We start from the raw sequence: 22,674 nt of genomic DNA, 5'->3' as shown, positions 1-22,674 counted from the left end.
CGGCACAGGTGGGCGCAGCGGCACCCCGCGAGCGTGGGCGAGCGAACCCACCCACACCCCAGCCTCAGCACCGGTGACCGACAAACCGGGCCGCCTCCAACGCCCCGTACCCTTGTGCCGTGAGCAGCCCCACCCCTGACGCCCTGCTGGGCCCCGCCGACATCCGCGAACTGGCGGCCGCGCTCGGCGTGCGTCCCACCAAACAGCGCGGCCAGAACTTCGTGATCGACGCGAACACGGTCCGCCGTATCGTCCGCACCGCCGACGTCCGCCCCGAGGACGTGGCCGTCGAGGTCGGGCCAGGGCTCGGCTCGCTCACGCTGGCGCTGCTGGAGGCCGCCGACCGGGTCATCGCCGTCGAGATCGACGACGTGCTGGCCGCCGCGCTGCCCACGACGATCACCGCGCGGATGCCGGAGCGCGCCGACCGGTTCGCGCTGGTCCACTCCGACGCCATGCACATCACCGAGCTGCCGGGACCGCCGCCGACCGCGCTGGTCGCGAACCTGCCCTACAACGTGGCCGTGCCCGTCCTGCTGCACATGCTCGAGACCTTCCCGAGCATCGAGCGCACCCTCGTCATGGTCCAGTCCGAGGTCGCCGACCGGCTCGCCGCGCCGCCGGGCTCCAAGGTGTACGGCGTCCCCTCCGTGAAGGCCAACTGGTACGCCGAGGTCAAGCGGGCCGGTGCCATCGGCCGCAACGTCTTCTGGCCCGCGCCGAACGTCGACAGCGGACTGGTCTCGCTGGTCCGGCGGACCGAGCCGATCAAGACCACGGCGTCGAGGGCGGAGGTCTTCGCGGTGATCGACGCGGCGTTCGCACAGCGCCGCAAGACGCTGCGCGCCGCGCTCGCCGGGTGGGCCGGGTCGGCGGCCGCGGCGGAGGTAGCCCTCGTCGCGGCGGGCGTCTCGCCACAGGCGCGCGGGGAGTCGCTGACGGTCGAGGAGTTCGCGCGCATCGCCGAGAACAAGGAGACCGCTGCGTGAGCCTCACCGTGCGCGTGCCCGCCAAGGTCAACGTCCAGCTCGCCGTGGGCGCGGCCCGCGCGGACGGCTTCCACGACCTGGCCAACGTCTTCCTCGCGGTCGGCCTCTACGACGAGGTGACGGTGACCCCGGCCGACGAGCTGGCCGTCACCTGCGAGGGCCCGGGCGCCGACCAGGTCCCCCTGGACCGTACGAACCTGGTGGCACGCGCGGCCGAGGCGCTCGGCGCGCGGTACGGCATCGACCCGGCCGTCCACATCCACATCGCCAAGGACATCCCCGTCGCCGGGGGCATGGCGGGCGGCAGTGCGGACGGCGCGGGCGCGCTGGTGGCGTGCGACGCGCTGTGGGGTACGGGCGCCTCACGCGAGGAACTCCTCGACATCTGCGCCGAGTTGGGCAGTGATGTGCCGTTCGGCCTGGTGGGTGGGGCGGCTCTCGGGGTCGGGCGGGGCGAGAAGCTGACGGTCCTGGAGGTCGGCGGCACGTTCCACTGGGTGTTCGCGATGGCCGAGCGGGGGCTGTCGACGCCGGCCGTCTTCCGGGAGTTCGACCGGCTCGGCGAGGGCACGGACATCCCCGAGCCCGTCGCCTCCGAGCGACTCCTCGACGCCCTGGCCGAGGGTGACCCGGACGCCCTCGCGGCGGCCGTCTCCAACGACCTCCAGCCCGCCGCGCTCTCCCTCTACCCCGAACTCGCCGACACCCTCGCGGCGGGCCGCGCCGCGGGTGCCCTCGCCGCGCTGGTCTCGGGCTCCGGCCCGACGACGGCGTTCCTGGTGCGGGACGCGGAGTCGGCGGCGAAGGTGGGGGAGGCGCTGGGAGTCTCCGGATCATGTCGGACCGTACGTATTGCGTCGGGACCCGCACAGGGCGCGACGGTGGTGTGACGCTCCCACCAACTCCCTGGGGGCGGGGTTGTATCGATGTGCGGCTCCGCCGCGTGGGCGCGAGCAACCACAACGCACCCGCAGCCGCCCCACCACGCATCCCCCCGATCCTCCGCGTGCGAGCCGACTACCCTGGAGGGTCGATCCATCCCCTGGCAGGAGTGAAATGGCCGTCAACCTGGTCAATGTCGAGAACGTCAGCAAGGTGTACGGGACCCGTGCCCTGCTCGACGGTGTATCGCTCGGCGTGTCCGAGGGGGACCGGATCGGGGTCGTCGGGCGCAACGGGGACGGCAAGACGACGCTGATCCGGATGCTCGCCAAGCTGGAGGAGGCGGACACCGGGCGGGTCACGCACTCCGGTGGGCTGCGACTGGGCGTGCTCACGCAGCACGACTCCCTCGACCCGGAGGCGACCGTCCGCCACGAGGTCATCCGGGACATGGCCGACCACGAGTGGGCCGGGAACGCGAAGATCAGGGACGTACTCACCGGACTGTTCGGAGGGCTCGACCTGCCGGGCTTCCCACAGGGCCTCGACACCGTCATCGGACCGCTCTCCGGCGGCGAGCGGCGCCGTATCGCGCTCGCCAAGCTGCTCATCGACGAGCAGGACCTGATCGTCCTGGACGAGCCGACCAACCACCTCGACGTCGAGGGCATCTCCTGGCTCGCCCGGCACCTCCAGGTGCGCCGCTCCGCGCTGGTGTGTGTCACCCACGACCGCTGGTTCCTGGACCAGGTCTGCACCCGCATGTGGGACGTCCAGCGCGGCACGGTCCACGAGTACGAGGGCGGCTACTCCGACTACGTCTTCGCCCGCGCCGAGCGCGAGCGCATCGCCGCGACCGAGGAGGTCAAGCGGCAGAACCTGGTCCGCAAGGAGCTGGCGTGGCTGCGGCGCGGGGCGCCCGCCCGTACCTCCAAGCCCCGCTTCCGGGTCGAGGCCGCCAATGAGCTCATCGCCGACGTGCCGCCGCCCCGGGACAGCTCCGAGCTGATGAAGTTCGCCTCCTCCCGGCTCGGCAAGACCGTCATGGACCTGGAGGACGTCACGGTCCAGGCCGGGCCGAAGGTGCTGCTGAAGCATGTGACCTGGCAGCTCGGCCCCGGCGACCGTATCGGCCTGGTCGGGGTGAACGGCGCCGGGAAGACGTCCCTGCTGCGGGCCATGGCCGAGGCCGCCCGCAGCGACGGGGAACGCCAGCCCGTCGGCGGGCGGGTCGCCGTCGGCAGGACCGTCAAGCTCGCCTACCTCTCCCAGGAGGTCGCCGAACTGAACCCGGCCCTGCGCGTGCTGGAGGCCGTGCAGCAGGTGCGTGAGCGCGTCGACCTCGGCAAGGGGCGCGAGATGACCGCCGGGCAGCTGTGCGAGACGTTCGGGTTCAGCAAGGAGAAGCAGTGGACGCCGGTCGGCGACCTGTCCGGCGGTGAGCGGCGCCGGCTCCAGCTGCTGCGGCTGCTGATGGACGAGCCCAACGTCCTCTTCCTCGACGAGCCCACCAACGACCTCGACATCGAGACCCTGACCCAGCTGGAGGACGTCCTCGACGGCTGGCCCGGCTCGATGATCGTCATCTCCCACGACCGGTTCTTCGTCGAGCGGACCACCGACAAGGTGTACGCCCTCCTCGGCGACGGCGCGCTGCGGATGCTGCCGCGCGGCATCGACGAGTACCTGGAGCGCAGGCAGCGCATGGAGGAGGCCGCGGCCGCCGCCGCGCCCGTGGCGGCCCGGCCCGCGCCGGAGAAGAACGCCGCCGACCAGCGCGCCGCCAAGAAGGAACTCCAGCGGATCGAACGGCAGTTGGACAAGATTTCGGAGAAGGAGTCCAAGCTGCACACGCGGATCGCCGAGAACGCCACCGACTTCGCCAAGGTGGCCGAACTCGACGCCGAACTGCGCGGGTTGGCTGGTGAGCGGGACGAACTCGAGCTGCGCTGGCTGGAACTCGCCGAGGACGCGTAGGCGGCGCGCGCGCCGCGTGAAGGGGGCGTGAAGGCGCATAACGGGGGTATCACGGCCCGGTTCGCCCTTGGGAACAGCGGCGGATCCGGGCCGGTGCGCTGTCGGTGCCGGGTGATAGAAAGAGCCGTCTGTAACTGCATGAGTACGACTCTGAGTCCTTCACAAACCTCAGGGCGTGGCTAAAAATCAGTGAGCGAGGGGGACACACGCTGATGACTCAGCCGCCCAACCAACCGCCCCAGCAGGGTGGTTTCGGAGCACCGCAGGACCAGCCGCCGCAGCAGGGCGGCGGTGGCTTCGGCGCTCCCCAGACCCCGCCGCCACCGCAGGGCCCGCCCGCGCCGCAGGGCCCACCGCCCGCCGCACCGCAGGGCCCGCCCGCCCAACAGCCCGGTTACGGCTACCCGCAGCAGCCCGGCCCCTACGGCCAGCCCGGCGGCCCGTACGGCACCCCTGGCGCCCCCGGCACCCAGCAGCCCGGCCCGTACGGCACGCCGGGCCCCTACGGCCAGCCCCAACAACCGGGCCCCTACGGGCAACCGCAGCAGCCGGGCCCGTACGGCCAGCCCGGTTACGGCTACCCGCCCCAGCCCCAGTTCCCCGGCGCGCCCGGCACCCCGCCGCCGGGCTCCGGTTCGCGCAACCCCTTCAAGGGCAAGCCCGCGATCGTGATCGGGGCGGCGGTGGCGGCGCTGCTCGTCATCGGCGGCACCGTGTGGGCCGTCTCGGGCGACGACGGCGACAAGAAGAAGCCGGTCGCCAAGCAGAGCGACGACGCCAAGCCCACCGCCACCGACAGCCCGGTCAACCCCGGTGACGGCAGCGGCGACGGCGGCGAGGACCCCGAGGACTTCAACGCCGACCGACAGACCGGCGAGGCGAAGGTGCTCTGGTACAAGGAGGCGCCCGACGCGCCCGGTTCCGGCGCCGACGCTCCCGGCATGTGGATCACCGACAAGACCGCGGTGAAGGCGGCCTACAAGGAGCTCGTCGCCTACAACGTCGGTAACGGCACGCCCACCTGGGACGCCATCACCTTCAAGGAGAAGATCTGCGCGGTCACCCCGCAGAAGACCTCCGACGACAAGATCGTCGTCGCGTACATGAGCGGCTCCAGCGACCGCGCCAAGTGCAACCAGCTCCAGCAGATCGACCTCAACACCGGTGAGAAGGGCTGGAGCGGCACCGTCGCCGACGGCGAGCTGTTCGACAGCGCGCTCTCCATCGAGCTCTCCATCACCGGCAAGACGCTGATGGTGGGCCGCTCGCAGTCGGGCTCGGCGTTCGACGTGGAGACCGGCAAGAAGCTGTTCGACAAGACGAAGTACGGCGACGCCTGCTTCCCGTCCGCGTTCGCGGGCGGCGCGAAGCTGATCTCCGTCGCGTCCTGCGACGCCACCGGCGCCAATGAGCACGACGAGATGCAGGAGCTGGACCCGACGACCGGCAAGGTCAAGTGGACCCAGAAGTTCGACAAGGGCTGGACGGTCTCACACACCTTCTCCGTCGACCCGCTGGTCGTCTACAGCACCAACAAGGACAAGAACGCCTGGAACATCGCCACGTTCAAGTCCGAGGGTGGCTTCCGCTCCCAGGTCGGCTTCGACGAAAACTTCGCCCCCGACTGCGGCTTCACCGTCCTGCAGCGCGACCTCACCGGCTGCGAGGCCGTCGCGGCCGACGCGGCCACCCTCTACCTGCCCACCGAGGCGAACAGTGGCGCCAACGAGATCGTCGCCATCAACCTCGCCGACGGCAAGGAGAAGTGGCGCGTGAAGTCTCCGGCCGACGAGTCGATGCTGCCGATCAAGGTCGAGGACGGCAAGCTCATCGCGTACGTCGAGCCGTCGTACGACGCCGCCGGGCAGGTCGTGTCGATCCCGACGATCGGCAGCAGCCACAAGACGACGAAGCTGCTGCAACTGCCGGAGGCCACCTCCGAGATCGAGAACAGCTTCTTCTCGCGGGACATCGACTGGGTCGACGGGCGCTTCTACATCTCCAGCACGCAGTTGTCGGGCAGGGACGAGGCGAAGGAGAAGCTGATGCTCGCCTTCGGCAAGTGAGCCGGCCGACGCCCCCGCCCCACCCCCGACTTCTCCCGCTCCGTCTTCTTGAGGTACCCACACCATGACCCAGCCGCCGCCCCCACCGCCCAACCAGCCCCCGCAGGGGGGCGGCTTCGGCGCACCCCAGCCGCCCCAGGACACGCCACCGCAGCAGCAGCCGGGCTTCGGCGCGCCGCAGCCCCCGCCCGCCCCGCCGACCCCGCCGGCTCCGCAGCCGGGCTACGGGTATCCGCAGGCGGGCCAGCAGCCCCAGCCCCCGCAGGCGCCGCCCGGCTACGGCTACCCCGGCCAGCCGCCTCAGCAGCCGAACCCGTACACGCAGCAGCAGCCGCCGTACGGCCAGCCGCCGAACCCGTACGGCCAGCAGCAGCCCGGCTACGGCAACGGCTACGGCTACCCGGGCCAGCCGACCATGCCGATGCAGCCGCAGGCCGGTGGCGGCGGGCGGAAGTTCAACGCGCCGGTGGCCATCATCGTCGCGGCCGTCGTGGCGATCGCGCTGATCATCGGCGGCGGTGTCTGGTACGCGTCCTCGTCCGGTGACGACAGCAAGAAGGACGACACCGCGAGCTCCAGCGGCGGCACCGGCGGCAAGGACGACAAGGGCGGCTCCGGCGGCACGTCCTCCGGCGGCAAGGAGAAGGCGCCCGCCGACCCCAGCGCCCAGGTCCTCTTCAAGGTCCCCTCGCCACAGGTCGGCGAGGACGACAGCGCCGCGGTGAACGGCTCCTGGCTGACCGACAAGGCGTACGTCAAGACCGGCTTCGCCGAGATCGTCGGCTACGACCTCGACCAGGGCACCAAGCTGTGGACCATCAAGCTGCCCGGCGAGGTGTGCCAGGCCAGCCGGTTCGCCACCGAGGACGACAAGACGGCGATCGTCTTCCGGCCCAAGATGTCGTCCAAGAACGACTCCGCCGGCTGCAGCCAGGTCGCGGCGATCGACCTCGCCGGGGGCAAGAAGCTGTGGGAGAAGACCGTCGAATCCGGTGACTACCCGATCACCTTCGACAACATCACCCTCAGCGGCAAGACCGTCGCCGTGGGCAGCTCCGACGGCGGCGCCGCCTTCGACATCGGCTCCGGCAAGGTGCTGTGGCAGCCGAAGGCGACCGACACCTGCTACGACGACGGTTACGGCGGCGGCCCGAAGCTGGTCGCTGTGCGCAAGTGCGGTGACTACGACGCACGCGAGCTGCACATCCAGACCATCGACCCGGCCTCCGGCAAGGTGATCTCCGAGTACAAGCTGGCCAAGGGCATCGAATACGCCAGCATCGTCTCCACCGACCCCCTGGTCGTGGCCGCCGACGTCGGCGACAGCGCCGGTGACGGCAGCGGCATCTCGGACTTCTTCTCCATCGACAACAAGACGGGCAAGCTGCGCACCCGTATCTCGGCGCCGGGCGACCAGTACGCGGCCCGCTGCGACGGCATCACCAGGATCGAGTACTGCTCGGGTCTGGTCGTCGGCAACGACCGCCTCTACATCCCCACGGAGGAACACGACGGCACCGGTGAGTACAGCCGGACCAACGAGGTCGTCGCCTTCGACCTGGGCACCGGCAAGCAGACCGGCCAGCGCGCCGACGCCGGGGACGGCTACGAGATCACTCCGCTGCGCATGGACGGCAGCAACCTGATCGCGTACAAGCGTCCGCCGTACGACGAGGGCGGTCAGATCGTCAGCATCGCCGGCGGTTCCTTCAAGCAGACGAAGCTGCTGCAGAACCCGGACACCGAGTCGGTGCGGGACATCGAGACCAGCATGTCCCCGGACTACTCCGAGATCCTGTACTCCCAGGGGCACCTGTTCATGTCGCAGGTGTACGCGGACTCCTCCAGCAGCGGCGAGAAGGAGTACCTGGCGGTCGGCTTCGGCACAAAGAGCTGACGCCCGCCCGCGCTCTCGACCCCGTCCCTGCTCAGGGGCGGGGTCATTCACTTACCGCTCATCACCCTCGAATGAGGGGAATTTCGGCGATCCAGGGCACTTCTGAACGGTAGGGGAAGCGCAACGTCGAACAAGCGTGTAGCTTCCGGGGGCATGAAGGGCGGGGGTGCCGGGGGGCGCCCTCTGTCCATGTGGGCCAGTGGCATCCATAGTGGGCGATCCACGGTGGGGGTCCATTGGGGGGACTGGGGGGTTTGCTCAATGGGAGTGCGGCTGATGGTGGTCGACGACCACCGACTGCTGGCCGAGGCGCTCGCCTCGGCGTTGAAGTTGCGGGGGCACCGGGTGCTGGCCGCGGCGGCGCCGGCCGCCGGGGCGGCGGAACTGGTGATCACCCGGGCGCCGGAGGTGTGCCTGCTGGGGACGGCGACACCGGCCGAGCCGGGCATGTTCGACCCGGTGGTCCGCATCAAGCGCGAGCGCCCGCAGGTGGCGGTCCTCGTCCTCGGCCCGGTGCCGAGCCCCCGAGGCATCGCGGCGGCCTTCGCCGCGGGCGCCTCCGGTTACGTACGCCACGACGAACGCATCGAGGGCGTGGAGCGCGCGATCATGAAGGCAAGGGCAGGCGAGGCGGCAGTGGCCCCGCAGCTGTTGCAGCAGGCCTTCAGCGAACTGCTGAACCCCGCGGCCCAACCGGACGACGAGGGCCAGCGCCTGTTGCAGATGCTCACGCCCCGCGAGGTCGAGGTCCTGGTCCGCGTCGCCGAGGGCGAGGACACCCGCCTCATCGCCGCAGGAATGGGCATCGCCCCCTCAACCGCCCGCACCCACGTCCAACGCGTCCTGATGAAACTCGGCGTCGGCTCCCGCCTGGAAGCAGCGGCCCTGGCAGCAAGAACGGGGTTGTTGGACCGAGCGGCCTCCCACCTGGGCACGACCCCGGACGCCTAGCCCTGGGCGCACCCGGGGCCGGACCCTGGGAGTAATTGGCGGATGTGTGCCACACCGAACCACCCATTCCTGGGCCTTCCGCCCGACGCCCTGGCCCACATCCGCCAAGAGCCGGCCCCACCCCTCAACAGACGCGAGGGCCGCCCCAACGGCCACTTGACGGAAGGGGTCAGAGCGAGCCGGTGCGTATGCCGCACGGGGCCGGACCCGTTGCTGCGAACTCCGGCCCCGTCGCCCAACACCACCCCTACTCCGGCGCCCCCTTCTCCTCCGCCACCGGCAACGGCGGCGCAGTCGGCGCAGCCGGCCTCACCCACAGCCACACCAGGAAGAAGATCCCCAGGGCCAGCATCCCGAGCCCCGTCCAGAGGTTGATGTTGACCCCCTGGGCCTTGTCGATCGCCGCGTCGCCGTCGGTCAGGCCGGTGATCGTGAGGATGACGCCGTAGAGGACGAACAGGCCACCGATGATGCGGCGCAGGTCGAAGATGCGGGCCGCGGTCGCGGACTTCTCCTCCAGCTCGGTGACCTCCCGCTGGACGTCCGCCTCGGAGTACCCCGCCCGCCGCAGCCGCTCGGCAGCCTCGGCGCGCTTGTCGGGTTCGAATTGCTCAGCCATGGTTCTTCCATCCTCCTGCGATACGCACCAGCAGGCTCAGAACGAGAACGGGATGTAGCAGGCCGCCGCCAGGATCACGGCACCCCAGCCCAGCAGCGCCGGCTTCCGGTACCAGGCGTCGTCACCGGCGGCCGGGGGCTCGGCCATCCCCGGGGAGCGGGTGCCGTACACGAGACCCTGCAGGTCCTCCTCCGGCTTCGGTGCCGTGAACAGCGACACCGCCACCATCACCACCGCACCCGCCACGAAGCCGGCGATCGCCGACACGAAGTTCGCGCCCTGATCGGTGGGGATCGAGATGACGTCCTGCTTGTAGAAGACGAAGTAGTTGATCATCGCCGCCGTGGTGCCTGCCAGCAGCCCCCAGAAGCCCGACTTCATGGAAGCCCGCTTCCAGAACATCCCCACGATGAAGACGACGAACATCGGCACGTTGAAGAAGCTGAACAGCGTCTGGAGGTAGCTCATGATGTTCGAGAACGACGACGCCAGGAATGCCGTGCCGACCGAGGCCGCGACGCCGATCGCCGTGATGAGCCGGCCGAAGCGGACGTAGTATGCGTCCTCCCGGCCCCGCACCACGTACCTCGCCCACACGTCGTTCGTGAACACCGTGTTGAAGGACGACACGTTGGCCGCCATGCCCGCCATGAACGCCGCCAGCAGACCCGTCACCGCGATCCCCAGCACCCCGTTCGGCAACAGCTGCGACATCAGATAGGGAATCGCGTCGTTGTACTGCAGGTCCGAGTCCGCCGTGCCGATCTTCGGCACCAGCACCGCCGCCACCAGCCCCGGGATCATCACCAGGAACACGATGAAGATCTTCGGGTAGGCCGCGATCAGCGGCGTGCGCTGCGCCGCCGACAGGTTCTTCGCCGAGAGCGCCCTCTGCACCTCCGCGAAGTTCGTCGTCCAGTAACCGAACGAAAGAACAAACCCCAGGCCCAGCACGATCGTCAGCCAGTTCGCCCCCAGCGGGTTGTCGCTGCCGATGCCCGTGCCGCCCCACGCCGTCACGAAGTCGTCCCCGTGCGTCGTCGTCAGTGAGTCCGTCAGGCCGTCCCAGCCGTTCACCCTCTTCAGGCCGAGCACGGACAGCGGGATCAGTGCCGCGAGGATCACGAAGAACTGGAGCACCTCGTTGTAGATCGCCGAGGACAGGCCGCCGAGCGTGATGTACGCCAGGACGAAGAAGCCCGCGACCACGATCGCCACCCACTGCGGCCAGCCCAGCAGCGCCTCGACGACGATCGCGAGCGCGTACAGGTTCACGCCGGAGATCAGGATGGCGGCGAAGGCGAACAGGGCCGAGCTCAGCAGGTGGGCTCCGCGGTCGAAGCGCAGCAGCAGGAACTCCGGGACCGAGCGGACCTTGCTGCCGTAGTAGAACGGCATCATCACCAGGCCGAGGAAGACCATCGCCGGGATGGCACCGATCCAGTACCAGTGGACGGTGTACGCGCCGTACTGCGCGCTGTTGGCGGCCATGCCCAGGATCTCGGTGGCGGCCAGGTTGGCCGAGATGAAGGCGAGGCCGGTGATCCACGCGGGCAGGGAACGGCCGGAGAGGAAGAAATCCAGGCTGGTCTTCACCGAGCGGCGGGCGGCGAAGCCGATGCCCAGAACCACGACGAAGTAGATCCCGAGGATCGTGTAGTCGAGCCAGTTTGTGGGGAGCCGGAGCTCCGCCGCGAGGTATGTGGGGGTTCGCATGCACTGCTCGCTTCGTTTTGGTGTTCTTTGTTTGATTATGATGGTGACGAGCGTGGGGGTTTGTGGTTTGATGTGTTCGGTTCTGTTGAGTGCTTTGAGTGCCTTGAGCGCCTATAGCGGTGTACGGATGGGGAGTCCGGCGTGAAGAAGACTTCGACCCGGCTGGCCGACGGTCGTGAGCTGATCTACTACGACCTGAAGGACGACTCGCTGCGCGACGCGGTGGACCTGCGCCCCCTGGAGCGGACCGTCACCACTTCGGAGGTACGCCGCGACCCGCTGCTCGGCGACTCGGTCGCCATCGCCTCACACCGACAGGGCCGCACCTACCACCCGCCCGCCGACGAATGCCCCCTGTGCCCCTCCCAGGGCGACCGGCTCAGCGAGATCCCGGACTCGTCGTACGACGTCGTCGTCTTCGAGAATCGTTTCCCTTCGCTCGCCGGCGACTCCGGCCGCTGTGAGGTCGTCTGCTTCACCTCCGACCACAACGCGGCCTTCGCCGACCTCACCGAGGAGCAGGCGCGACTGGTGCTCGACGCGTGGACGGACCGGACCTCCGAGCTGTCGCATCTGTCCTCCGTGGAACAGGTGTTCTGCTTCGAGAACCGCGGCGCCGAGATCGGCGTGACCCTGGGTCACCCGCACGGGCAGATCTACGCCTACCCCTTCACCACGCCCCGCACCGCCCTGATGCTGCGCCAGCTGGCCGCGCACAAGGACGCGACCGGAGGGGAGAACCTCTTCGACGCCGTCCTGGAGCGTGAACTCGCCGACGAGCGTGTCGTCCTGGAGGGTGAACACTGGGTGGCATTCGTGCCATACGCGGCGCACTGGCCCTACGAGGTCCACCTGTACCCCAAGCGCCGCGTCCCCGACCTGCTCGGACTCGACGAGGAGGCGCGCACAGAGTTCCCCAAGGTCTATCTGGAACTCTTGAAGCGCTTCGACCGGATCTTCGGCGAGGGTGAGCCTCCGACGCCGTACATCGCCGCCTGGCACCAGGCGCCGTTCGGCCAGCTGGAGGAGTTCGACGGCGTCAACCGCGACGACTTCGCGCTCCACCTCGAGCTTTTCACCATCCGCCGCACTTCCGGCAAGCTGAAGTTCCTCGCGGGTTCCGAGTCCGGCATGAACGTGTTCATCAACGACGTGCCGCCGGAGCGCGCGGCCGAGCGACTGCGAGAGGTAGCGAGTTCATGAGCGCGAAGTATCTGGTCACGGGTGGTGCGGGGTACGTCGGCAGCGTGGTCGCCCAGCACCTGCTGGAGGCGGGGCACGAGGTCGTCGTCCTCGACAACCTCTCCACCGGCTTCCGCGAGGGCGTCCCGGCAGGTGCCTCCTTCGTGGAGGGCGACATCCGTGACGCCGCCAAGTGGCTCGACGCCTCCTTCGACGCCGTCCTGCACTTCGCCGCGTTCTCGCAGGTCGGCGAGTCGGTCGCGAAGCCCGAGAAGTACTGGGACAACAACGTCGGCGGCACGATGGCGCTCCTCGGCGCGATGCGCGACGCCGGCGTGGGCAAGCTCGTCTTCTCCTCGACGGCCGCGACGTACGGCGAGCCGGAGCAGGTCCCCATCGTCGAGACCGCCCCCACCAAGCCGACCAACCCCTACGGCGCCTCCAAGCTCGCCGTCGACCACATGATCACCGGCGAGGCGAACGCCCACGGCCTGGGCGCGGTCTCCCTGCGCTACTTCAACGTGGCCGGCGCCTACGGCACGCAGGGCGAGCGCCACGACCCCGAGTCGCACCTCATCCCCCTCGTCCTCCAGGTCGCCCAGGGCCGCCGCGACGCGATCTCCGTCTACGGCGACGACTACCCGACGCCCGACGGCACCTGCGTACGCGACTACATCCACGTCGCCGACCTGGCCGAGGCCCACCTGCTCGCCCTCAAGGCCGCGCAGCCCGGGGAGCACCTCATCTGCAACCTCGGCAACGGCAACGGCTTCTCCGTCCGCGAGGTCGTCGAGACCGTCCGCCAGGTCACCGGCCACCCGATCCCCGAGGTCGTGGCCCCGCGCCGGGGCGGCGACCCGGCGGTCCTGGTCGCCTCCGCCGCCACCGCCCGCGAGAAGCTGGGCTGGAACCCGTCCCGCGCGGACCTCGCGGGTATCGTCGCGGACGCGTGGGACTTCGCGCAGCACATCGCAAGGGAGCAGTAGTGGCGGCACAGCAGCAGGTCCAGGCCGGTTTCGTGGAGCTGTACGGAGCCGAGCCCGAGGGCGTCTGGTCGGCGCCGGGCCGGGTCAACCTGATCGGCGAGCACACCGACTACAACGACGGCTTCGTCATGCCCTTCGCGCTCCCGCACACCGCGGTCGCGGCCGTCTCCCGCCGCGAGGACGGCGTCCTCCGTCTGCACTCCTCGGACGTCGAGGGCGGCGTCGTAGAGCTGCGGGTGGACGAACTGGCCCCCGAGGCGGACAAGAACTGGACCGCCTACCCGGCGGGCGTCGTCTGGGCCCTGCGCGAGGCCGGCCACCCGGTCACCGGCGCCGACGTCCACCTCGCCTCGACGGTCCCGTCGGGCGCGGGCCTGTCGTCGTCGGCGGCCCTGGAGGTCGTGGTGGCCCTGGCCCTCAACGACCTCTACGACCTCGGCCTGCAGCGCTGGCAGTTGGCCCGCCTGTGCCAACGCGCCGAGAACGTCTACGTCGGCGCCCCCACCGGCATCATGGACCAGACCGCGTCCGCCTGCTGCGAAGCCGGCCACGCCCTGTTCCTCGACACCCGCGACCTGTCCCAGAAGCAGATCCCCTTCGACCTGGCCGCCTTGGGGCTGCGCCTGCTGGTCGTCGACACCCAGGTCAAGCACGCCCACAGCGACGGCGAGTACGGCAAGCGCCGCGCGGGCTGCGAGAAGGGCGCCGCGCTGCTGGGCGTCGACGCCCTCCGGGACATCGCGTACGCCGACCTGGACGCGGCCCTGGCCCGCCTCGGCGACGAGGAGGAGGTCCGCCGCCTGGTCCGCCACATCGTGACGGAGAACGAGCGGGTGGAGCGGGTCGTCTCCCTCCTGGAGTCGGACGAGACCCGCGCCATCGGCCCGGTCCTCACCGAGGGACACGCCTCCCTCCGCGACGACTTCCGCATCTCCTGCCCCGAACTCGACCTGGTCGTCGACACCGCCCTCACCACCGGCGCCCTCGGCGCCCGCATGACCGGCGGCGGCTTCGGCGGCTCGGCCATCGTCCTCGCCGAGGCCACCGACGTCGACACGATCACCAAGGCGGTCGAGACGGCCTTCGCGGCAGCGGGCTTCACGGCCCCACGCGTGTTCGAGGCGGTGCCTTCGGCGGGAGCGCGGCGGTCGAACTGACCCCCACTCCGACGGACCACACCGGCCCCGTACGCGTCGATCGCGTACGGGGCCGACGGGCGGGTACCGCCCTGCTCCGACTGTCTCCCCGGCTCACCCCAACCGCTTCGTCATCGTGAACTCCGTGACCCCCGGCGGGTAGTCCTCGATCGCGCATACCACCTCGTATCCCCGCCGCTTGTAGAACTCCGGTGCCTGGAAGTCCCAGGTCTCCAGGCGGGCCCGGGTGCAGGACCGTTGGGTGTGGGCGAGGTGTTCGGCCTCGGAGAGGAGGTGGGTGCCGAGGCCGGTGCCGCGGTGGTGGGGGGTGACCCAGAGGTAGGTGATGTGCAGCCAGGTCGTCCAGGTGTGGCCGACCAGGCCGCCTGCCAGGTCGCCGGTGACCGCGTCCAACGCCCAGACGTGGAGGGGCACTTCGCGTTCGGCCGGAGTGCCGCGCAGGGCGCGCAGTACGGGGGAGGCCGAGGTGTCGGAGTCGCGGAGCCGGGAGCGGAGAAGATCGCGCCGGGATTTGTCGACTTCTGTCTCGATACGAAACATGCGGCACACCATAAACGCGCTGGACGGCCAGTTCTGCAAATCGACTTCCGCTCCTGCCGCCCGGCCGTACTCTGATGAACAGCACCGGTGGGGGCCGATGCTGATCAGGGGGCGAGACAAGTCGGGTACGACGCCCGCGGTGGGGGTAGCAGTTTCTGCACGGCGGCGGCCGTGCGGTGGCGACCCCTCGGGGCGTCGTACCCGCGCCGGTCGTCGTTCTCCGGACCTGGGGTATCCCCTGCTCTTTCAAGAGCTTGGGGAAGGGGGTTTCGTGGTTCGCATTCGAGTCCTGGTCGTCGACGACCACCGTATCTTCGCCGAGTCACTCGCCGCGGCCCTGGCCGCCGAGCCCGACGTCGACGTGTCCGCCGCCGGCAGCGGCCCGGCCGCGCTGCGCAGTCTGGAGCGCGCGGCGGCCGAGGGCCGCCGGTTCGACGTCCTGCTCGTCGACGCCGACCTGGGCGGCCATCTGCCCGGGGTGCGGCCGGCCGTGCCCGTGCAGGAGGTGGGTGAGGACGGGCTCGTCGACGGGCTCTCCCTCGTCGTCGGGGTCCGCTCCGCGCAGCCCGCCGTACGGATCGTCGTACTCGCCGAGAAGGACGATCCGCGCCGGGCGGCCCTCGCCCTGCAGGCTGGGGCGTCCGGGTGGGTGGCGAAGGACTGTTCGCTGTCGCGGCTGCTCACCGTCATCCGGGGCGTGCTGCGGGACGAGACGCATCTGCCGCCCGCCCTGCTCACGGGCGTGCTGCGCGAGCTGACCGCCGCCCGCAAGCACCGCACGGAGAGCGAGCGGCTGGTGGAGTCCCTCACGCCGCGCGAGCGCGAGGTGCTGCGGTGCATGGTCGCCGGGCTCGGGCGCAAGGCGGTCGCCGAGCGGCTGTTCCTCTCCCCGCACACCGTCCGCACCCATATGCAGAACGTGCTGGGCAAACTCGGCGTCCACTCCACCCTCGCCGCGGTCGCGCTCGCCCGCCGTGCCGGGGTGGGGCCCGTCGACCTAGCCGGGGATGTTGTCGAACGGGGCGGTCAGCTGGCGTAGCAGGCCGGCCAGCTCGCCGCGCTGGGCGCGGGAGAGTTCGGCGAGGATCGCACGCTCCTGGTAGAGGAGTCCGGCGAGGGCCTGGTCCGCGCGGTCGCGGCCCTCGTCGGTCAGGCGGACCAGTACACCGCGCCGGTCGCTCGGGTCCGGCAGGCGTTCGACCAGGCCCTTCTTCGCCAGGCGGTCGATCCGGTTCGTCATCGTGCCCGATGTGACGAGCGTCTGTGTGAGCAGTTGACCGGGTGAGAGCTGATACGGCGATCCCGCGCGCCTCAGCGCGGTCAGGACGTCGAACTCCCAGGGCTCCAGCTGGTGCTCGGAGAACGCCAGACGGCGTGCGCGGTCCAGATGCCGGGCCAGTCTGCTGACCCGGCTGAGCACCTCGAGCGGTTCCACGTCGAGGTCCGGGCGCTCCCGGCGCCACGCTGCGACCAGCCGATCGACCTCGTCCTCCATGACGATCAGTGTAGTGGTTGTGTCGACATGAAGTCTCTTGACGTCAAGATACTTTGAGGGGAGGCTGGACAGGACCCGACCTCGCACCCTGCGACTTCCGAGGAAGGCCCCGCCATGCCCGCTCCCCACTGGGACCCCGCCCAGTACCTGCGTCACGCCGGCCACCGCGCCCGCCCCTTCACCGACCTCCTCGCCCGCGTCCCCGACCTCCCGGGCGACCCGCCCCGCATCGCCGACCTCGGCTGCGGCCCCGGCAACGTCACCGCCCTCCTCGCCGACCGCTGGCCCACCGCCCGCATCACCGGCTACGACAACTCCGCGCCGATGCTCCAACAGGCACAGGCCTACGCCGGACCCACCCCGGGCGGCGGACACCTGGACTTCGCCCACGCCGACGCCGCCGACTGGGCCCCGACGCACACCTGCGACCTGATCGTGTCGAACGCCGCGCTCCAGTGGGTCGAAGGGCACCTCGACGCCCTCCCCGCCTGGCTCGACGGCCTCGCACCCGGCGGCACCCTCGCCTTCCAGGTCCCGCACAACATCGACGCGCCCCTGCACGCACTCATGCGCGAGCTGGCCCACACCCTCCGCTGGAAGGACCGGCTCGGACGCGTCCTGCGCCGCGCGGACTCCGTCCACGCACCCGGCGTCTACCTCGACCGGCTCGCCCGCCTCGGCTGCGCGACCGACATCTGGGAGACGACGTACCACCACGTCCTGCACGGCGACGACCCCGTCCTCGACTGGGTCAAGGGCACCGGCCTGCGCCCCGTCCTCACCGCCCTCGCCGACGACCCCGCCGCCCGCGACACCTTCCTCGCCGAATACCGCGACCTGCTCCGCGAGGCCTACCCGAGCACCGAGTACGGCACGGTCCTGCCCTTCCGCCGACTGTTCGCGGTGGCCCGGAAGCAGGGCTGAGTGTTCAGGCGGTCCGGCCGAGGTGGGTGACGAGGATGCGGATCACGTCGTCGTCGATGACGTAGAGGACCCGGTAGTCACCGACGCGAAGACGGCGGATGTCGGGGCCGTAAGGGATCGATCCCGCTGGACGCGGGCTGTCGGCGAGCTTGTCGATGGTGTCCAGGACCACCGCGAGGCCGCTCGGGTCCTCCTTCAGGAACCGGGCTGCGGAGTCGAGGGCCTGCGGTTCGAAGATGATCTCGTAGGTCACTTCTGCTCGAGCCCCAGTCGCCTGCGTACCTCGGCCATGGGGATGCCCTCGCCAAGCGTGCCCTCCGCCTTGCGTCGCTGGTAGTCCGCGACCGCGAGGGCGTCTTCGAGATCCTCTATCACCTGAGGAGAGACAAGGAGCGCCGCCACGTGACCGTGGTCGGTGAGAGCGATGGTCTCCCGGCCGTGGGCCGCGCGGCGGACCAGGTCGCCGAGCTGGGAACGGGCCGCGCTGATCGCAATCTCAGTCATGACCACATGATGCCATAACATGCATCTAGTGGAACGTTTCTTCAGCTCTTGCGGCGCCCTATCAAATGCGGCTTCGCCTCCAGCCCGTCCAACCCGTGCCACGCCAGATTCACCAGATGCGCCGCCACCTCCGCCTTCTTCGGGCGGCGGACGTCCAGCCACCACTGGCCGGTCAGGGCGACCATGCCGACCAGGGCCTGGGCATACAACGGCGCGAGCTTGGGGTCGAAGCCGCGGCTCTTGAACTCGCGGCCCAGAATGTCCTCCACCTGGGTGGCGATGTCGGAGATCAGGGACGCGAAGGTACCCGTCGACTGCGGGATGGGGGAGTCACGGACCAGGATGCGGAAACCGTCCGTGTACTCCTCGATGTAGTCCAGGAGGGCGAAGGCCGCCTGTTCGCACAGCTCACGGGGGTGGCCGGCCGTCAGAGAGCTGGTCACCATGTCCAGCAGGCGCCGCATCTCGCGGTCCACGACGACCGCGTACAGGCCCTCCTTGCCGCCGAAGTGCTCGTACACCACCGGCTTGGACACCCCGGCCTTCGCCGCGATCTCCTCCACCGACGTGCCCTCGAAGCCCTTCGCCGCGAACAGGGTGCGGCCGATCTCCAGCAGCTGCTGGCGCCGCTCCGCACCGGTCATCCGGGTGCGACGCGCACGCCGCGGCTTCTCATTGCTCGGGGTGCTGCTGGAGTCGGTCGCCACGGCGTCAATCATGCCGCCTCGGCCGTCTCCTTCCGGCGCCGGGAACCGCCTTCACCGGTGTTCCGGCGCGAATCGATACGCGAGCGTGACGGCCAGCGCACGTCGTACGCCCAGCCGAGCTTCTCGAAGATGCGGATGAAGCGCGCCGAGGAGTCCAGCTGGCCGCGCTCCACACCGTGCCGCGCCGACGTCGGATCGGCGTGGTGCAGGTTGTGCCAGGACTCGCCGCACGACAGGATCGCCAGCCACCACACGTTGCCCGAACGGTCCCGCGACTTGAACGGCCGCTTGCCGACCGCGTGGCAGATCGAGTTGATCGACCACGTGACGTGGTGCAGCAGGGCCACCCGGACGAGGGAGCCCCAGAAGAAGCCGGTGAACGCGCCCCACCAGGACATCGTCACCAGACCGCCGATCAGCGCGGGCAGGGCGAGGGACAGGGCCGTCCACAGGACGAACTGGCGGGAGATCGCCCGGATCACCTTGTCCTTGACCAGGTCCGGCGCGTACTTCTCCTGCGGCGTCTGCTCCTCGTCGAACATCCATGCGATGTGCGCCCACCACAGCCCCTTCATCAGGGCCGGAACCGTCTCACCGAACCGCCACGGAGAGTGCGGGTCACCCTCCGCGTCCGAGAACTTGTGGTGCTTGCGGTGATCCGCCACCCAGCGGACCAGGGGCCCCTCCACCGCCATCGAACCCATGATCGCCAGCGCGATCCGCAGGGGCCGCTTGGCCTTGAAGGAGCCGTGCGTGAAGTAGCGGTGGAAACCGATCGTGATGCCGTGGCACCCCAGGAAGTAGAAGAAGACCAGCAGACCGAGATCCAGCCAGCTCACCCCCCACCCCCACGCCAGCGGCACCGCCGCGAGCACCGCGAGGAACGGGACGGTGATGAAGAGCAGAAGGGAGATCTGCTCGATCGAGCGTTTCTGCTCCCCACCCAACGTCGCGGAGGGGACGGCCGCGTCGTCGCTCGCCTTCTGGGCGTCTTCGATCACGTCGGAACTTGTGGTCATGGGCGTCCCCTGTGGGGTCGAGGGTTGGGAGAGATACCCGGTACACGAACCGAGTGGGAGTCGAGCGGGACTCACCTACGGTTCCGTAACCTACGGCGTCGTAAGTATGGCAGCGTGTCGCCCCGCGGCAAGAGCCCGAGAGTCTGCACGTCCGCACCGACACCTATCCTGGGAGTCGGTCGGACAGCGCGGTCCGCTCTGAATCCTTCCCGGATGTTTCCGCCCGTATGCGGCGCCTGCCGCGCTGGGACGTCCCTCCGGGTTCCCCTCCCAGACGAGCTTCAACACTGCAAGGAGCCGCACCTGTGAGCAGTGCCGACGACCAGACGACGACCAGCAGCGAGCTGCGCGCCGACATCCGCCGACTGGGTGACCTCCTCGGTGAGACCCTCGTCCGCCAGGAAGGCCCCGACCTCCTCGACCTCGTGGAAAAGGTCCGCCGCCTCACCCGCGAGGACGGCGAAGCCGCCGCCGAGCTGCTGCGCGGCACCGAACTGGAGACCGCCGCCAAGCTCGTCCGCGCCTTCTCCACCTACTTCCACCTGGCCAACGTCACCGAACAGGTCCACCGCGGCCGCGAACTGCGCGCCCGCCGCGCCGCCGAAGGCGGCCTCCTCGCCCGCACCGCCGACCGCCTCAAGGACGCCGACCCCGAGCACATCCGCCAAACGGTCCGCCACCTCAACGTTCGCCCGGTGTTCACCGCACACCCCACCGAGGCCGCACGCCGGTCGGTACTCAACAAGCTCCGGCGCATCGCCGCACTCCTCGAAACCCCCGTCATCGAGGCCGACCGCCGCCGCTACGACATCCGCCTCGCCGAGAACATCGACCTCGTCTGGCAGACCGACGAGCTGCGCGTCGTACGCCCCGAACCCGCCGACGAGGCCCGCAACGCCGTCTACTACCTCGACGAACTCCACGCCGGCGCCGTCGGCGACGTCCTCGAGGACCTCACCGCCGAACTCGAACGCGTCGGCGTCACCCTCCCGGACGACACCCGCCCCCTGACCTTCGGCACCTGGATCGGCGGCGACCGCGACGGCAACCCCAACGTGACCCCCCAGGTCACCTGGGACGTGCTGATCCTCCAGCACGAACACGGCATCAACGACGCCCTCGAGCTGATCGACGAGCTCCGCGGCTTCCTGTCGAACTCCATCCGCTACACCGGCGCCACCGAGGAACTCCTCGAATCCCTCCAGACCGACCTCGAACGCCTCCCCGAGATCAGCCCCCGCTACAAGCGCCTCAACGCCGAAGAGCCCTACCGGCTCAAGGCCACCTGCATCCGCCAGAAGCTCGAGAACACCAAGCAACGCCTCGCCAAGGGCACCCCCCACCAGCCCGGCCGCGACTACCTCGGCACCAGCGAACTGCTGCAGGACCTCACCCTCATCCAGACCTCACTGCGCGAACACCGCGGCGCCCTCTTCGCCGAGGGCCGCATGAACCGCACCATCCGCACGCTGGCCGCCTTCGGCCTCCAGCTCGCCACCATGGACGTACGCGAACACGCCGACGCCCACCACCACGCCCTCGGCCAGCTCTTCGACCGACTCGGCGAGGAATCCTGGCGCTACACCGACATGCCCCGCGAGTACCGCTCCAAGCTCCTCGCCAAGGAACTCCGCTCCAGAAGGCCCCTCGCCCCCACCCCGGCCCCCGTCGACGCCGCCGGCGCCAAGACCCTCGGCGTCTTCCAGACCGTCAAGCGCGCCCTCGAAATCTTCGGACCCGAAGTCATCGAGTCCTACATCATCTCCATGTGCCAGGGCGCCGACGACGTCTTCGCCGCCGCCGTCCTCGCCCGCGAAGCCGGACTCGTCGACCTCCACGCCGGCTGGGCCAAGATCGGCATCGTGCCGCTCCTCGAAACCACCGACGAGCTCAAGGCCGCCGACACCATCCTCGAAGACATGCTCTCCGACCCCTCCTACCGACGCCTCGTCGCCCTGCGCGGCGACGTCCAGGAGGTCATGCTCGGCTACTCCGACTCCTCCAAGTTCGGCGGCATCACCACCAGCCAGTGGGAGATCCACCGCGCCCAGCGCCGCCTGCGCGACGTCGCCCACCGCTACGGCGTACGCCTGCGCCTCTTCCACGGCCGCGGCGGCACCGTCGGCCGCGGCGGCGGCCCCTCCCACGACGCCATCCTCGCCCAGCCCTGGGGCACCCTCGAAGGCGAGATCAAGGTCACCGAACAGGGCGAGGTCATCTCCGACAAGTACCTCATCCCGTCCCTGGCCAGGGAAAACCTCGAACTCACCGTCGCCGCCACCCTCCAGGCCTCCGCCCTGCACACCTCACCCCGCCAGTCCGTCGAGGCCCTCGCCCGCTGGGACGCCGCCATGGACGTCGTCAGCGACGCCGCCCACGACGCCTACCGCAAGCTCGTGGAGGACCCGGACCTGCCGACGTACTTCCTCGCGTCGACGCCGGTGGACCAGCTCGCCGACCTGCACCTGGGCTCCCGGCCCTCCCGCCGCCCCGGCTCCGGCGTCTCGCTCGACGGACTGCGCGCCATTCCGTGGGTGTTCGGCTGGACCCAGTCGCGGCAGATCGTCCCCGGCTGGTTCGGCGTCGGCTCCGGCCTCAAGGCCCTGCGCGAGACCGGCCTCGACACCGTGCTCGACGAGATGCACGAACAGTGGCACTTCTTCCGCAACTTCATCTCCAACGTCGAGATGACCCTCGCCAAGACCGACCTGCGCATCGCCCAGCACTACGTCGACACCCTCGTCCCCGACGAACTCCGCCACGTCTTCGACACCATCAAGGCCGAACACGAACTCACCGTGCGCGAAGTGCTCAAGGTGACGGGCGAGAAGGAACTCCTGGATGCGACCCCGGTCCTGAAGCAGACCGTCTCCATCCGCGACGCCTACCTGGACCCCATCTCCTACCTCCAGGTCACCCTCCTCAAGCGCCAGCGCGACGCCGCGGCCGCCGGTGAACAGCCCGACCCGCTGCTCGCCCGCGCCCTGCTCCTCACCGTCAACGGTGTGGCAGCCGGCCTGCGCAACACCGGCTGAGAGCGGACACGACAGTGCCCCCGAGGAC

Annotated in this window: 20 protein-coding genes; 12 read left to right on the top strand and 8 right to left on the bottom strand. The window is 70.0% G+C overall.

The genetic code is table 11. The features are described 5' to 3' along the window. The first annotated feature begins 119 nt into the window (after nt 1-119). From rsmA to ACFYWX_RS18500, 6 genes are all read left to right on the top strand, one after another. Nucleotides 120-989, top strand: a complete 870-nt coding sequence (gene rsmA, locus ACFYWX_RS18525) for a 16S rRNA (adenine(1518)-N(6)/adenine(1519)-N(6))-dimethyltransferase RsmA (RefSeq protein ID WP_389425097.1) — start codon at nt 120-122, stop codon at nt 987-989. Beyond that, nucleotides 986-1,879, top strand: coding sequence for a 4-(cytidine 5'-diphospho)-2-C-methyl-D-erythritol kinase (locus ACFYWX_RS18520; protein ID WP_389425096.1), 894 nt, complete (start codon nt 986-988; stop codon nt 1,877-1,879). Before rsmA ends, ACFYWX_RS18520 begins: the two co-directional genes overlap by 4 nt. A 166-nt stretch (nt 1,880-2,045) precedes the next feature. Then, a complete protein-coding gene (locus ACFYWX_RS18515; RefSeq protein WP_389425095.1) occupies nt 2,046-3,848 on the top strand; it encodes an ABC-F family ATP-binding cassette domain-containing protein in 1,803 nt (600 codons plus the stop codon). Between the two features lie 212 nt (nt 3,849-4,060). Further along, entirely contained in the window at nt 4,061-5,914 is a 1,854-nt protein-coding gene (locus ACFYWX_RS18510; protein WP_389425094.1) for a PQQ-binding-like beta-propeller repeat protein, read from the top strand. Between the two features lie 64 nt (nt 5,915-5,978). Continuing rightward, nucleotides 5,979-7,811 (top strand): PQQ-binding-like beta-propeller repeat protein, encoded by a 1,833-nt coding sequence (locus tag ACFYWX_RS18505; protein ID WP_389425093.1) that lies wholly within the window; start codon nt 5,979-5,981, stop codon nt 7,809-7,811. A gap of 261 nt (nt 7,812-8,072) precedes the next feature. Beyond that, a complete protein-coding gene (locus tag ACFYWX_RS18500) occupies nt 8,073-8,762 on the top strand; it encodes a LuxR C-terminal-related transcriptional regulator (protein ID WP_389425092.1) in 690 nt (229 codons plus the stop codon). Between the two features lie 247 nt (nt 8,763-9,009). Here ACFYWX_RS18500 and ACFYWX_RS18495 read toward each other — a convergent pair whose 3' ends face one another. Together ACFYWX_RS18495 and ACFYWX_RS18490 are read right to left on the bottom strand one after the other, a co-directional pair. Further along, entirely contained in the window at nt 9,010-9,381 is a 372-nt protein-coding gene (locus tag ACFYWX_RS18495; RefSeq protein ID WP_389425091.1) for a hypothetical protein, read from the bottom strand. Between the two features lie 36 nt (nt 9,382-9,417). Next, entirely contained in the window at nt 9,418-11,097 is a 1,680-nt protein-coding gene (locus ACFYWX_RS18490) for a sodium:solute symporter family protein (RefSeq protein ID WP_389425090.1), read from the bottom strand. Nucleotides 11,098-11,238: 141 nt separating this feature from the next. Here ACFYWX_RS18490 and galT point away from each other — a divergent pair, with 141 nt between their 5' ends. Genes galT through galK form a run of 3 tightly spaced genes read left to right on the top strand, consistent with a single transcriptional unit; the run spans nt 11,239 to nt 14,422 of the window. Further along, nucleotides 11,239-12,300, top strand: coding sequence for a galactose-1-phosphate uridylyltransferase (gene galT, locus ACFYWX_RS18485; protein WP_389425089.1), 1,062 nt, complete (start codon nt 11,239-11,241; stop codon nt 12,298-12,300). Beyond that, complete coding sequence (galE, locus tag ACFYWX_RS18480; protein ID WP_389425088.1) at nt 12,297-13,265, top strand: UDP-glucose 4-epimerase GalE; 969 nt, start codon at nt 12,297-12,299, stop codon at nt 13,263-13,265. The genes galT and galE overlap by 4 nt, the downstream gene beginning before the upstream one ends. After that, nucleotides 13,265-14,422 carry a galactokinase gene (gene galK, locus ACFYWX_RS18475; RefSeq protein ID WP_389425087.1) on the top strand — a complete coding sequence of 386 codons (1,158 nt, stop codon included), beginning with the start codon at nt 13,265-13,267 and terminating at the stop codon, nt 14,420-14,422. Before galE ends, galK begins: the two co-directional genes overlap by 1 nt. Before the next feature lie 93 nt (nt 14,423-14,515). Here galK and ACFYWX_RS18470 read toward each other — a convergent pair whose 3' ends face one another. Next, the gene (locus tag ACFYWX_RS18470) at nt 14,516-14,962 is read right to left on the bottom strand and encodes a GNAT family N-acetyltransferase (protein ID WP_389425086.1); all 447 of its coding nucleotides are present in this window, start codon (nt 14,960-14,962) and stop codon (nt 14,516-14,518) included. 271 nt (nt 14,963-15,233) lie between these two features. Here ACFYWX_RS18470 and ACFYWX_RS18465 point away from each other — a divergent pair, with 271 nt between their 5' ends. After that, a complete protein-coding gene (locus ACFYWX_RS18465) occupies nt 15,234-16,001 on the top strand; it encodes a LuxR C-terminal-related transcriptional regulator (protein WP_389425085.1) in 768 nt (255 codons plus the stop codon). Here ACFYWX_RS18465 and tamR read toward each other — a convergent pair. Continuing rightward, complete coding sequence (tamR, locus tag ACFYWX_RS18460) at nt 15,960-16,457, bottom strand: MarR family transcriptional regulator TamR (RefSeq protein ID WP_389425084.1); 498 nt, start codon at nt 16,455-16,457, stop codon at nt 15,960-15,962. The two genes, ACFYWX_RS18465 and tamR, sit on opposite strands and share 42 nt — an antisense overlap. 114 nt (nt 16,458-16,571) lie before the next feature. On the opposite strand from tamR, the gene ACFYWX_RS18455 reads away from it, so the two are divergent. Then, nucleotides 16,572-17,381 (top strand): trans-aconitate 2-methyltransferase, encoded by an 810-nt coding sequence (locus ACFYWX_RS18455; RefSeq protein WP_389425083.1) that lies wholly within the window; start codon nt 16,572-16,574, stop codon nt 17,379-17,381. Between the two features lie 4 nt (nt 17,382-17,385). Here ACFYWX_RS18455 and ACFYWX_RS18450 read toward each other — a convergent pair whose 3' ends face one another. The 4 genes from ACFYWX_RS18450 to ACFYWX_RS18435 are packed head-to-tail and all read right to left on the bottom strand — an operon-like array spanning nt 17,386 to nt 19,611. Then, nucleotides 17,386-17,634: a type II toxin-antitoxin system RelE/ParE family toxin gene (locus ACFYWX_RS18450; RefSeq protein WP_389425082.1), complete on the bottom strand. Its 249-nt coding sequence runs from the start codon at nt 17,632-17,634 to the stop codon at nt 17,386-17,388. Then, nucleotides 17,631-17,885 carry a type II toxin-antitoxin system Phd/YefM family antitoxin gene (locus ACFYWX_RS18445; protein WP_217161759.1) on the bottom strand — a complete coding sequence of 85 codons (255 nt, stop codon included), beginning with the start codon at nt 17,883-17,885 and terminating at the stop codon, nt 17,631-17,633. The genes ACFYWX_RS18450 and ACFYWX_RS18445 overlap by 4 nt, the downstream gene beginning before the upstream one ends. 41 nt (nt 17,886-17,926) lie before the next feature. Then, a complete protein-coding gene (locus tag ACFYWX_RS18440; RefSeq protein WP_389425081.1) occupies nt 17,927-18,604 on the bottom strand; it encodes a TetR family transcriptional regulator in 678 nt (225 codons plus the stop codon). After that, nucleotides 18,601-19,611 (bottom strand): acyl-CoA desaturase, encoded by a 1,011-nt coding sequence (locus tag ACFYWX_RS18435; protein ID WP_389425080.1) that lies wholly within the window; start codon nt 19,609-19,611, stop codon nt 18,601-18,603. The genes ACFYWX_RS18440 and ACFYWX_RS18435 overlap by 4 nt, the downstream gene beginning before the upstream one ends. 305 nt (nt 19,612-19,916) lie before the next feature. Between ACFYWX_RS18435 and ppc the strand changes: the two genes are divergently transcribed. Next, on the top strand, nt 19,917-22,646 hold the full coding sequence (gene ppc, locus ACFYWX_RS18430) for a phosphoenolpyruvate carboxylase (RefSeq protein WP_389425079.1): 2,730 nt from the start codon (nt 19,917-19,919) through the stop codon (nt 22,644-22,646). Nucleotides 22,647-22,674 lie beyond the last annotated feature (28 nt).

Source organism: Streptomyces sp. NPDC002888, from assembly GCF_042888465.1.
Taxonomy (GTDB): Bacteria; Actinomycetota; Actinomycetes; order Streptomycetales; family Streptomycetaceae; genus Streptomyces.
The sequence above is the reverse complement of the archived record's forward strand: the minus strand, read 5'-3'. Positions and strand labels throughout refer to the sequence as shown.

Excerpts from the sequence above, each read along its gene's own strand:
- ACFYWX_RS18515 (WP_389425095.1), top strand. The coding sequence starts at position 2,046 with ATGGCCGTCAACCTGGTCAATGTCGAGAACGTCAGCAAGGTGTACGGG.
- ACFYWX_RS18510 (WP_389425094.1), top strand. The coding sequence starts at position 4,061 with ATGACTCAGCCGCCCAACCAACCGCCCCAGCAGGGTGGTTTCGGAGCA.
- ACFYWX_RS18505 (WP_389425093.1), top strand. The coding sequence starts at position 5,979 with ATGACCCAGCCGCCGCCCCCACCGCCCAACCAGCCCCCGCAGGGGGGC.
- ACFYWX_RS18500 (WP_389425092.1), top strand. The coding sequence starts at position 8,073 with ATGGGAGTGCGGCTGATGGTGGTCGACGACCACCGACTGCTGGCCGAG.
- ACFYWX_RS18495 (WP_389425091.1), bottom strand. The coding sequence starts at position 9,381 with ATGGCTGAGCAATTCGAACCCGACAAGCGCGCCGAGGCTGCCGAGCGG.
- ACFYWX_RS18490 (WP_389425090.1), bottom strand. The coding sequence starts at position 11,097 with ATGCGAACCCCCACATACCTCGCGGCGGAGCTCCGGCTCCCCACAAAC.
- galE (WP_389425088.1), top strand. The coding sequence starts at position 12,297 with ATGAGCGCGAAGTATCTGGTCACGGGTGGTGCGGGGTACGTCGGCAGC.
- ACFYWX_RS18470 (WP_389425086.1), bottom strand. The coding sequence starts at position 14,962 with ATGTTTCGTATCGAGACAGAAGTCGACAAATCCCGGCGCGATCTTCTC.
- tamR (WP_389425084.1), bottom strand. The coding sequence starts at position 16,457 with ATGGAGGACGAGGTCGATCGGCTGGTCGCAGCGTGGCGCCGGGAGCGC.
- ACFYWX_RS18455 (WP_389425083.1), top strand. The coding sequence starts at position 16,572 with ATGCCCGCTCCCCACTGGGACCCCGCCCAGTACCTGCGTCACGCCGGC.
- ACFYWX_RS18445 (WP_217161759.1), bottom strand. The coding sequence starts at position 17,885 with ATGACTGAGATTGCGATCAGCGCGGCCCGTTCCCAGCTCGGCGACCTG.
- ACFYWX_RS18440 (WP_389425081.1), bottom strand. The coding sequence starts at position 18,604 with ATGATTGACGCCGTGGCGACCGACTCCAGCAGCACCCCGAGCAATGAG.
- ACFYWX_RS18435 (WP_389425080.1), bottom strand. The coding sequence starts at position 19,611 with ATGACCACAAGTTCCGACGTGATCGAAGACGCCCAGAAGGCGAGCGAC.